The following is a 10,902-nucleotide window of genomic DNA, read 5'->3' on the forward strand; positions in this document are numbered from 1 at the left end:
TTGCTCCCCCCCTTAGCAAGGGGGGGCTGGGGGGGGTAAAACACCCGATGTTCTCAACGATTTAATCTGATCTTATCTAATCTTGCTCCCCCCCTTAGCAAGGGGGGGCTGGGGGGGGTAAAACACCCGATGTTCTCAACGATTTAATCCCCTCCACAATCACCTCTAAAACCCCATCCAAATTATGATAAACATCATCATTCATAAACCTCAAAAAATGAATTTTTGCCGACTCAATAAACTCTTGCCTTTCTGCATCATATTCTACAGCGCCATCCACAAAATGGCTGTCACCATCAACTTCCAGTGCTAATTTGATTTCTGGTGAATAAAAGTCGATCACAAATGCTGATACACTATATTGTCTGCGAAATTTACAATTCTCAAGCTGTCTGTTTCTGATACGTTTCCATAGCTCCTTTTCAGCTTCGGTCATTTCTCTGCGAAGTTTCTGTCGCTTGAATTTTTCTGAGCTTTTGTTGTAGAGTTTTGTCATTGTTATATAGGATTTTATTGTTGGTTGCTTGGTATTTTAACCCCCCCCAGCCCCCCCTTGGTAAGGGGGGGAGTAAGAGTTAGCCCCTTGCTAAGGGGGGGAGTAAGAGTTAGCCCTTTGTTAAGGGAGGAACAGGTGGGGAGGTAGAAACCGGGTTTCTTCCTGAATCTGGGTGATGATACATAAATTGTCGCAGAAACCCGGTTTCTTGAATTTGCCCAAAATCCAGAAATTTTAGCGGTGGCAGAAAAGTTCATTCTGGCTAATTGTTACAACCCGCAAGTGGCGGGGCAGATACTACAAAAAGCTACGGAAAAGGAGTCGGAAACTGATGATAGCGAGTGCCAGGTATCGGAAACGTAGAACTGGCGTGGCTTCGTTCAAAAAGTCTAGTTCACAAGTCTTAATAAAAATCTGTAACGCTTAGATGTTACAGTCTACAAGTCTCGACGCGAAAGAAGAGCAGAGACGACCACGACACCACCCGCCACCGCCACCGACCCCCTTCCCAGACCTCGAGCTCCAGGCCGCAACCCCACTTATGGGGCCTATGGGCCACCAAAGGGTGGTGTGCTTCTGGTGCTTTGGTGTTGAATTCTATCCCGCTCTTGTAGAACACAAACTCGCCATTCACACGCCATCCTACCCGATCGCCAAACGCTTCCCATATTTCTCTATCATGTTCCCTGGTTCCCCCCAGACTTTGATAGATGCGCTTCTGCACCGAAAAGCCGAAGCGCCCATCGCTGTATTTTACCCAAAGTTGGTCAATGGTACGCAAGTCCTCGCAGGGAAAATTATCAATACTTTCTGAATTCAGCCCTCCTTTTTTCTCCCTACCCGCCACCTTCAGCATCACTCTCGCCGTTTCCTCATCCGCTTCTTTCCACTTTCCTGCTGCTAATAAATCCCGCAAGTTTGTATAATCCATCCCCACGGCTGAAACCATCGGGGTAGTCTCAGGAGGCGCTGGTTTTGGCAGCGGCGTTTCAAAAGATTTTTGTGCTGGCTGAGGGCTAGCTTTTGGTGATGGCAATACCACTGGTTTCGGCATCACCAAATCCAACCATTCCTGCACCGACTGCGGGCGGTTTTGCGGTTCCAACTCCATCCCCTTAATAATCGCTGCATTCACCCTGTCGCTAATTTTATCATTGTGCTGTTTCGGCGGAGTTAAAGGAATATTTTGCTTCCTAAATAGCGAAGGAAACGGCAACTCACCAGTCAACATTACATAAAGCGTCGCAGCCAGGGAATAAACATCAGTATATGAACCAAGTTCCGCTCGTTTTTCCAACAGTTCGATGGGTGCGTAACACTCAATCCCGGAATTGCTATTAGTCCTCAATTTCCCTGGTGTCGTCACCTGTCGCGCCAAACCAAAATCAATCAAAACTGCTGACAAACCCCGCTTTCTCAGCATAATATTTTGCGGTTTAACATCGAGGTGAGTAAGTCCCTGCTTGTGAACAAAAGTCAGCGCATCTCCCACTTGCTGAATAATTTGCAAAGCTTTTGTTTCCGACAAAATGCCGTTATCTTCCAGATGTCCAGCCAAGTCAATCCCATCAATTAATTCCATCACCATGCACCACAATTCAATATCTCCAGCCATTTCGGGAAATACTTCATAAACTCGGACAACGTGGGGATGTTTGCAAGTTGCCAAACACAAAGCCTCGTTCATAAATTTGGTTTGGAGTTCGCGAAAATTTGGCTTACCTTGAGAAATGGCATTTAGGGTTTTGATCGCAACTACTTTACCTTCTTTGCTATTTTGAGCGCGGTAGGTGACACCGAATCCGCCGCCGCCGAGGATTTCTTCGATGATGTATTTGCCGTTGTGCAGTTGTTGTCCGGTGGGCCAGTGTCTCATCGTGGGTGTTTGAGGGGGAGGAGATGATGGTGTTGATTATAGCTGAAGTCGGGGAATTTTTGTGTGCTGACCTCAGAAACCCGGTTTCTTTGTAGATTTCTCGTTACTCGTCGCAAAAACTCGTAGAAACCGGGTTTCTCGCCCCACGTCAATACCTCAGAAACCCGATCAAATACTAACAGTTACTCCTCAAGCTCAAGAAACCGGGTTTTTTACCTAATCTGTGGACTACAACCAAAGATTTTCGGAAAAAACCCGGTTTCTGACTACCCGTGAGTAAGTCGTACATAAGTTTTAGTCGGAGTGAAATGGAGATTTGTGTGTTCAAATATTGTCGCTTGGTGCGTCGCTATGAGATTTTGGCTTTTTTTTGGGGATTGTCGATGGCGACGCACCCTACAAATACTGAGAATTAGTTTCTTATAAAAGGCGCTCTAATTTTTTGTACACGTCATCATCATTACGCTTGCCAACTAGAATAACTTCTACTAAATCTTCATCTGGATTAAATTTATAAACAATCCGATACTCGCCACTATCTACCCGATAATAACCCGGATATCCTATTAATTGCTTGCTATCATTGGGTAAAGGATCGACATTCAGCGCTAACACTTTTTTAGCGATTTGAGCTGCTATTTTAGGTTGCAAACCCTTGAGAAAGTCGAGAACTGTTTTTAAACCATCAAGTTTCGCCATTTGCCAGTTGTTTTAGTGTTTCTACAAAGGTTTCCGCACCCACCATTTGAGACTGACTCAACGCGGATTTTGCTGCTTTACCTAGCAGCATATCTTCTAATTCTATCAGTCGCTCAATCAAGCGCTGATAGGCATCAGCGGACATAATTACATGGCTGGGCTGGGATTTATCTGTGAGTAAAACTGGCTCGACAGCCGCTCGGTTAAAAACTGTCCCCTGTGGATTGCAGGCTTCTGCTAGGGTGTAACTTTGCATGACTGATGTTATGAGTGTGGGTTATTTCTATTTTAGGCAAAATCTGCGGGATTGGGAGGGCAATTATCGCCCATACACACCTTTAGCCAACCGCAAACTCGGTATATGGCCGTCTGTAGGGAGCGTAAAATGCCAAAACAATATCTGTCTTGGGGACTCCGGCTTCTACTAATTCATTGGCTACTCCGATTTCAGTGCCATCGCGCTCAATCCAAATTTTACCGTCTTTGATTTCGATGTAGATGAGACAGCCGAATACTCGTGTCATATCTTGCCAGCCGATGTGCAATACTTGATAGCGATCGCGCTCTAGGTCAAATATTAAGTGAGTTTCTGTATCGTTGTGCGATCGATTTTCGGTGCGGGTTTTCAAGATTTTCTGCACCAATTCACGATAATCTAGTTTCTCCACTGTACAATCTCCTCCTGCTGGGCGTTAAAAATCAACAATTTCAGTTGATGTTAGGCAATTACTCTTTGAATAAATCTCCGACTGAAAAACTCATCGTAAATATCGCTAGAAACTGCTAAATACAAAATTCGTTCTGGTTCTTTCAAGCTTAAAGCTAAACGGTAATTGAGAAATTGACCGAGAGCTGAGTGAAACTCATTTACTTCTGATGCTCCTAAAAATGATTTTATCTCGACTGCGATCTTTTGACCAGCTTTTTCGGCTGCTAAAACTTTTTCAGCCCCTAAATCTATATAAAAATCAACATCTTCAACTTTAATGAATAGAGGATCGTCTGTAATTGTCCACCCATCTTTTTCTATAGCTATTTTAACTGCATTGTGAAATCTATCTTTAGCTGCCATCAACGATTTTTAATTTGCCAGTAAGTTTAGTATAACAGATGGAAGAAACCGAGGAGGATTAATCAATGGGTAGAAAATACATGATTTAACTGGTAACGAGTAATTTTTACTCTGTAGATTCAAAAAAAAGGGGCAACTCGCGTCGCCCCTCATTTATTTAACCAACTGCAAAATTAAACTTCCACAGCAATCTTTTGTTCGGAAGCCTCCGGCGAATTCGCTTCACTTGGCGGCACAACTTGCCAGAACTTCGGCAAATATTCCGACCAATTTGCGAGAATCTTCTCAGCTTTTTTGCTGCCAGTCCGATCGCGCTGCTGCTCAATCAACTCCTTCAACTGCGCCTCCCCAGCGGTCGTAGAAACCCGCTGCATTTTCACAATCTCCCCGTTGACGTGAGCCGGGAAATTGCCATCTTCATCGAGGAAATAACCCAAGCCGCCAGTCATTCCAGCGCCGACGTTCCGGCCGACTTTTCCTAACACGACAATGACTCCGCCAGTCATGTACTCGCAGCAGTGATCGCCGGCACCCTCAATGACTGCTTTCGCCATCGAGTTACGCACCGCAAACCGTTCGCCCGCTTTACCCGCAGCCAACAGAGTTCCCCCCGTTGCGCCGTACAAGCAAGTATTCCCAACGATCGCATTTTCCGAAGCATCATAAGTCGCACCAGCCGGCGGTGCGATCGCGATTTCGCCGCCGTGCATCCCCTTACCAACGTAGTCGTTAGCTTGGCCTGACAGTCGCAGCGTCATCCCCGGCAAATTGAACGCGCCGAAGCTTTGGCCCGCGCTACCAGTGCAATTGAGGACGATCTCACCGCTAAAGCCGCTGTTGCCGTGTTGCTGTGCGATCGCACCAGCCAAACGCGCTCCCACAGTGCGATCGGTATTCACCAATTTTACACTCTTGCTAACAGTGCCGTGATTGGCGATCGCACTTTGAATCTCAGCATCCGCCAGCAAATCGTCATCCAACACTGGCCCGTTGGTGTGTACGTCGCCGTGTATCAAGAAAGATCGATCGCCCTTAGTATCCGGCAACTTGGTCAAACAATCCAAATTAATCGCTTGAGTTTTAGTTAGTTGCACCCCTTCGCGCATTGTCAGCAAATCCGCGCGGCCGATGATATCTGCGATCGACTTATAACCCAATTTCGCCAGCAAACTCCGCACTTCTTCTGCTACGAAATAGAAGAAATTGACAACGTGTTCCGGCGTTCCGGGGAACCGTTTCCGCAAGTGTTCTTGTTGAGTTGTCACCCCCACCGGACAACTATTCATGTGGCAAACGCGAGCCATAATGCAGCCTTCTGCAATCATTGCCACCGTGCCAAACCCGTACTCTTCGCCGCCCATCAAAGCGCCGACAATTACGTCCCAGCCTGTTTTAAAGCCGCCGTCAACCCGCAGCAAAACTCGATCGCGCAATTTATTTTCCATCAACACCCGGTGAACTTCAGTCAATCCGAGTTCCCACGGAGAACCTGCGTGCTTGATCGAACTAAGTGGAGATGCACCGGTGCCGCCGTCGTGACCGGAAATTTGAATCACATCAGCATTTGCCTTGGCGACACCGGCGGCTACAGTCCCGATACCGACTTCCGACACCAACTTCACCGAAACTCCTGCTTTCGGATTGATTTGGTGCAAGTCAAAAATCAACTGCGCCAAATCCTCGATCGAATAAATGTCGTGGTGAGGAGGAGGCGAAATCAGCGTGACACCCGGTTTCGACCGGCGCAAATAAGCAATGTACTCGCTCACTTTCGGCCCTGGCAATTGACCGCCTTCACCCGGTTTCGCACCTTGTGCGATTTTAATTTCGATTTGTCGGGCGTTCATCAGGTACTCGGGAGTTACGCCGAAACGCCCTGAAGCTACCTGTTTGATGGATGAAGAAGCTGTATCGCCGTTCTGCAAACCTTTCAAGTGAGGTAGCGTTTGTGAGAAACCGGCCTCGCTCACATCGTTCAGCACATTGTATCGAATCGGATCTTCGCCACCTTCGCCGGAGTTGGATTTGCCGCCGATGCGGTTCATCGCAATGGCTAGCGTTTCGTGGGCTTCCGGGGACAAAGCGCCGAGGGACATTCCGCCCGTGGCGAACCGCTTGACAACATCTGCTACAGATTCTACATCTTCGATCGCAATGGGAGGGCGATCGCTCGCAAAATCCAGCAAATCCCGCAAAGCCGTGACTGGCCGATTTTCTAGCTGTTGCTTGTAAACCTCGTAGTGATCGTAAGCCGTTTTTGCTTCGGTCCCGTTACCGTTACCGTTAGTCTGAGCCTTAAAAGTAGTCACGGCTTTGTGCAAAGCCTTCGCCATTTCCGGGCTGTTCATGTGATATTCACCGCCCCGGCGGTACTGCACAAAGCCGTAATTTTCCAGCTTTTTGAGAATCAATTCTGGGAAAGCCTGACTGTGGAAAGACATCACCTCGTTAGCCAGTTCCGCCACACTCAAACCGCCGATGCGAGAAACAGTGCCTTTGAAGCCCAAATCGAGCAGATCGCCGCCAATGCCGATCGCCTCAAAGATTTGCGCCCCCTGATAGCTAGCCAGCAGTGAAATCCCCATTTTTGACATAATCTTCAGCAAGCCGTTTTCCACCGCTGTGCGGTATCTAGCTTGAGCCTGAGACGCGGTAATATTGGGAACTTTGCCGTGCTGCATCAAGTTTTGAGTTTTGGTGTCAGACCACCAGCCGCGCACGCTTTCCAATGCCAGGTAAGGGCAAACAGCCACCGCCCCGTAACCAATCAAACAAGCGAAGTGGTGAGTGCTCCAACATTGGGCGGTATCGACAACCAGCGAAGTTTGCATCCGCAGGCCGACGCTAATTAAGTGGTGGTGAACCGCGCCAACTGCCAGGAATGGCGGAATATAAGTGAATTCTGCACTCAATCCACCAGAAGATAAATCTCCCTCTTCCTTCTCCCCTCTTCCTTCTTCCTTCTTCCTTCTTCCTTCTTCCTTCAAAAGTCGATCGCTCAAAATCAGAATTCTCGAACCCTCGCGCACGGCTTGAGCCGCCTCTTGACAAAGTTGCTCGACTGCGGTTTTCAAACCAAAAGGCCCGGCCGCAATTTTGTAAAGCGTTGACAATTCCGTTGCGGGGAAAGACTTTTGCTCTTTCAAGAAAGACAGTTCAGCGTCGTTGAGTACGGGGGAATCAATTTTTAGCAGCTTGGCATTTTCCGGGATTGTTTGCAGTAAATTGCCCCGCAAACCTACATTCATCGTCAGCGACATCACCATCCCTTCGCGCAGGGGGTCGATCGGCGGATTTGTCACTTGAGCGAACCGCTGTTTGAAATAGTTGTACAGCAACTGAGGCTTTTCTGACAACACAGCCAAGGGAACGTCATCGCCCATACAGAAAGTCGGTTCCTTCCCAGAACTCGCCATCTCCACAATCACCATGTCCAAATCTTCGGCGGTGTAGCCAAAAGCAGTTTGGGTTGCTAACAGCGTTTGCGAGTCGAGGGTTGGTGTTTCGGCAAAAGGCTGCGGCTGCAAGATTTCGCGGTTTTGTTTCAGCCATTCGCCGTAGGGGTGCCGCTTAGCAATTCGCTGCTTGAGTTGCCAATTTTTGAGAATTTCCTTGGTTTGCAGGTCAACTGCAATCATTTGTCCGGGCCCCAAACGGCCTTTTTCGACAATATCTGCTTCGGGGATATCCACAACTCCCGCTTCGGATGCCACAATTACCAAACCGTCTTTAGTAATGCAGTAGCGGGCCGGCCGCAAACCGTTGCGATCGAGCGTAGCACCTACTTGTTTGCCGTCGCTGAATACCAGCAGTGCCGGGCCGTCCCAAGGTTCTTGAATGCCGCTGTAATATTCGTAAAAATCGACAATTTCGGGATAGGTCGCCAAATCCGGCTGATTTTTGTAGGCTTCCGGCACCAGAATTGTCAGGGATTCTAGGGGGGTGCGGCCGGAGTGTACCAACAATTCCATCACGTTGTCCAAGTTTGCCGAATCGCTGCTTTCGGGATTGACGATTGGGTTGAACGTGTCGATGTCGGCTTGACTCCAATTCGGGTGAGATAAATTGGCTTGTCGCGCCTTCATCCAGGTAATATTGCCCAACAGCGTGTTAATTTCGCCGTTGTGTCCCAGCAAGCGCATGGGCTGGGCGAGGTGCCAGCGGGGCATGGTGTTGGTGCTGAAGCGGCGGTGATATACGGCAAAGGCACTTTTGTAAGCGGGATTTTTCAGGTCAGGGTAAAATTCTGCCAGTACGGCCGATCGCACCATGCCTTTATAGACGATCGTGCGGCAGGAAAAAGAGCAACTATAAAAGTCTCGGCGGGTAAAGCCGGGGCGATGTGATAGCGAGTGTCCGATCGTGCGGCGGGCCAGAAATAACTGTCTGTCGAGTTCGTCTCCGGCTAATTGCGGTGAACTGACAATTACTTGTTCGATTTGAGGTTGATTTTCTAGCGCTTGCGGGCCCAAAACCGACGGTACAATGGGAACTTTGCGCCATCCCAAAACATTGAAACCGCGATCGGTCAGAACTTCCTCAACCACCTGCCGCGCTATAATCGCTTGAAATTTATCTTGAGACAAAAACAGCATTCCCACGCCGCAGTTTTCCCGCGCCGGAGGCACAATTCCCTGTTCGGCAAACCAAGCATCCAGCAATTCCCAAGGAATCGCGGTCATCAAACCCGCACCGTCGCCGGAATCTCGATCGGCGCTGCAACCGCCGCGGTGTTCCAGACAAGTTAAAGCTGGCAGCGCTTTTTGAATAATCGAGTGAGTAGCTTCGCCGCTTTGGTTGGCAATAAAGCCCACACCGCAGGCATCTCTTTCTTCCACTAACCAGCTTTGGCCGGCGAATGGAGTTCCTCGCTGAGTCTGATGCACGTTGCTGTTTGGATCGATCGTATTACCCATGTTGATTGAATGTTATTTCCGTGATTGTGTGGTTGATGCGTTTTTATAGCTCGGAGAGAGAATGCGGCCGAGCGGTGGGAGCCTAGTAAACTTTAAAACAGCACCTTTGAAGCTGATTCGATCAAAATTTACGTCGCTGCTGCCTGTATTTAGCACTGAAACCCTGTTTGCAGATTTTAAATTATCTCGATCGAATCGCTTTGGAGATGTCTCATAGAATACGCTTCTGTTATAGAGGAGTGCTTCTTTGGGAAATCGCCGCCCTGCAACTAGATACTTTGCAGGCGATTCCCTACGGGATAGCTGCGCTTCACGAGTTTTTTGTGTGTTTTTTCCTGAGTCCGCTTCGTAGCCTTGCAGCGAACACGGGTAGATATTAAATCTAGCTTTATTTTGCTTGCTGCGCTGTTGAGTTGTTTTCGTCAGCGCCGGCAGACACCAAAGCCACCTGCCCGCTCAGTCTGTAGGTGCAATGTAGCAGCGCGGTTCACAACTCGTGAAACCTGTCTTATTGTGCAGTCAACTCTCGGGCCGCGAACATCAAGTGTATCAATAAACTGATAAAATTTCACCGATTACAGTCAGAGTTTGCGCGCAAGTCTTGTTAGCATGAGCCCAGAACCCAAGCTAAGATGCCTAGTCGAAAAAGGTTGACATTTGTCCATAACCCTAATTTGTTTTTTTTACCCACAAAGGTTTGTAAGTCATCAATGAAGCCTATTTCAGGGCTTTCTGACACATTAGGAGCATCTGGTAGAGCCAGCGCATCCTTTTTGACCGCGCCTAAAAACGGATACTTGCTTGCTGACAGGAGTGGTGGAAAGGCAGCAATTTTAGACCCAACGACTTCGCTCCCTTCGACTTCGCGATCGGGCAACGCTCTTGTTCAATTTCCCAGATTCATCTGTACACTAAAGCTCAAATCTCAAATCGACAGACACCCACAAACTTGGCATGGGTAATTTGGTTTAGCTCAACGGTGGCCGTTCTTACGGATTTGAGTCGATTGGCATTTGGGACATTTCATTTCTATTTCTTATAAAAGAAGGTAAGCGGAAAACGATAGAGACTTGAGTCCGCTCGATGCCAGGGACACGGGGGACTTCAGTAAGCGAGTAAATCTTTGTAACATACATAAGCTGTTACGCATTTAAAATACTATTGTAGGGTGCGTCAGCCCTATCTTGTTTCCCTTGCTTAGTAAGTGTTCTACCCGTGGCACCCTACAGGCCTCGTTAGTGGTTTAAATGTCGAACAGCTTATTGAGAGCAATGGCACAATCTTTAAAACGTTCAGGTTATCATAAATTTATTATGATTCAATCAAATTTATGCTATTTAGAGAATTCTAAACTTACGGTAAACAACAGTTTAGTGTTGTTGAGAAAGGTTTACGGACAGTAAGATTTATCCGTAACCAAGCGATTCGCTTGTGGATGAACTATGAAAAAGTCAATAAATTTGACCTCTACTGAGGCTGGAGAAATCATGCCTCAGCAAGCCGCCTCTTTGAAGCAAGAATCTCAGTTTCTTTAGGGCCGAGAGTGTCCAAAATCATCTCATAATGATGCCACGCCTATTAATTATCTTCTTAAGTTACTCTTCAATGAACTGCTGTCGTTCACTCAGCGTTAGCTAAGCCATTTTGTACTTAGTCTCGACTCAAGTATCAACAGATATTACATAAAAGATTAAATCTTCTTTTTAAAATCGCTCTTTCATAATTAGAGTTCCAAAATATATTAAAACAAATATAATTAATGAATAGCATGGCAGATAGAGCGAAAATAGTAGATACTAACTCTAAGAAGCTTGAGGCTTGACAGAAGCAATAGGAATAAGTA

General features: G+C 47.4%; 8 protein-coding genes. All 8 read right to left on the reverse strand.

Annotated elements, in window-relative coordinates; all coding sequences use genetic code 11:
• Positions 1-94 precede the first annotated feature (94 nt).
• The 8 genes from QUB70_RS09960 to QUB70_RS09995 all read right to left on the reverse strand — a co-directional run bounded on the left by QUB70_RS09960 (position 95) and on the right by QUB70_RS09995 (position 9,936).
• Complete coding sequence (locus tag QUB70_RS09960; protein WP_442927753.1) at positions 95-496, reverse strand: endonuclease domain-containing protein; 402 nt, start codon at positions 494-496, stop codon at positions 95-97.
• A gap of 430 nt (positions 497-926) precedes the next feature.
• On the reverse strand, positions 927-2,372 hold the full coding sequence (locus QUB70_RS09965) for a serine/threonine-protein kinase (RefSeq protein ID WP_332979997.1): 1,446 nt from the start codon (positions 2,370-2,372) through the stop codon (positions 927-929).
• 420 nt (positions 2,373-2,792) lie between these two features.
• The gene (locus QUB70_RS09970) at positions 2,793-3,071 is read right to left on the reverse strand and encodes a type II toxin-antitoxin system RelE family toxin (protein ID WP_332979998.1); all 279 of its coding nucleotides are present in this window, start codon (positions 3,069-3,071) and stop codon (positions 2,793-2,795) included.
• Complete coding sequence (locus tag QUB70_RS09975) at positions 3,058-3,327, reverse strand: type II toxin-antitoxin system Phd/YefM family antitoxin (protein WP_332979999.1); 270 nt, start codon at positions 3,325-3,327, stop codon at positions 3,058-3,060. Before QUB70_RS09975 ends, QUB70_RS09970 begins: the two co-directional genes overlap by 14 nt.
• Positions 3,328-3,409: 82 nt before the next feature.
• Positions 3,410-3,739, reverse strand: coding sequence for a XisI protein (locus tag QUB70_RS09980; RefSeq protein ID WP_332980000.1), 330 nt, complete (start codon positions 3,737-3,739; stop codon positions 3,410-3,412).
• 50 nt (positions 3,740-3,789) lie between these two features.
• Positions 3,790-4,143 carry a XisH family protein gene (locus QUB70_RS09985; RefSeq protein WP_332980002.1) on the reverse strand — a complete coding sequence of 118 codons (354 nt, stop codon included), beginning with the start codon at positions 4,141-4,143 and terminating at the stop codon, positions 3,790-3,792.
• 173 nt (positions 4,144-4,316) lie between these two features.
• Complete coding sequence (gltB, locus tag QUB70_RS09990) at positions 4,317-9,059, reverse strand: glutamate synthase large subunit (protein WP_332980004.1); 4,743 nt, start codon at positions 9,057-9,059, stop codon at positions 4,317-4,319.
• Between the two features lie 604 nt (positions 9,060-9,663).
• Positions 9,664-9,936, reverse strand: a complete 273-nt coding sequence (locus QUB70_RS09995; RefSeq protein WP_332980005.1) for a hypothetical protein — start codon at positions 9,934-9,936, stop codon at positions 9,664-9,666.
• Positions 9,937-10,902: the final 966 nt, after the last annotated feature.

This window comes from Microcoleus sp. A003_D6, from assembly GCF_036702825.1.
Taxonomy (GTDB): Bacteria; Cyanobacteriota; Cyanobacteriia; order Cyanobacteriales; family Microcoleaceae; genus Microcoleus.

Bases quoted from the DNA above. Each gene is read 5' to 3' on its own strand.
- QUB70_RS09960 (WP_442927753.1), bottom strand. From the start codon at position 496: ATGACAAAACTCTACAACAAAAGCTCAGAAAAATTCAAGCGACAGAAA.
- QUB70_RS09965 (WP_332979997.1), bottom strand. From the start codon at position 2,372: ATGAGACACTGGCCCACCGGACAACAACTGCACAACGGCAAATACATC.
- QUB70_RS09970 (WP_332979998.1), bottom strand. From the start codon at position 3,071: ATGGCGAAACTTGATGGTTTAAAAACAGTTCTCGACTTTCTCAAGGGT.
- QUB70_RS09975 (WP_332979999.1), bottom strand. From the start codon at position 3,327: ATGCAAAGTTACACCCTAGCAGAAGCCTGCAATCCACAGGGGACAGTT.
- QUB70_RS09985 (WP_332980002.1), bottom strand. From the start codon at position 4,143: ATGGCAGCTAAAGATAGATTTCACAATGCAGTTAAAATAGCTATAGAA.
- gltB (WP_332980004.1), bottom strand. From the start codon at position 9,059: ATGGGTAATACGATCGATCCAAACAGCAACGTGCATCAGACTCAGCGA.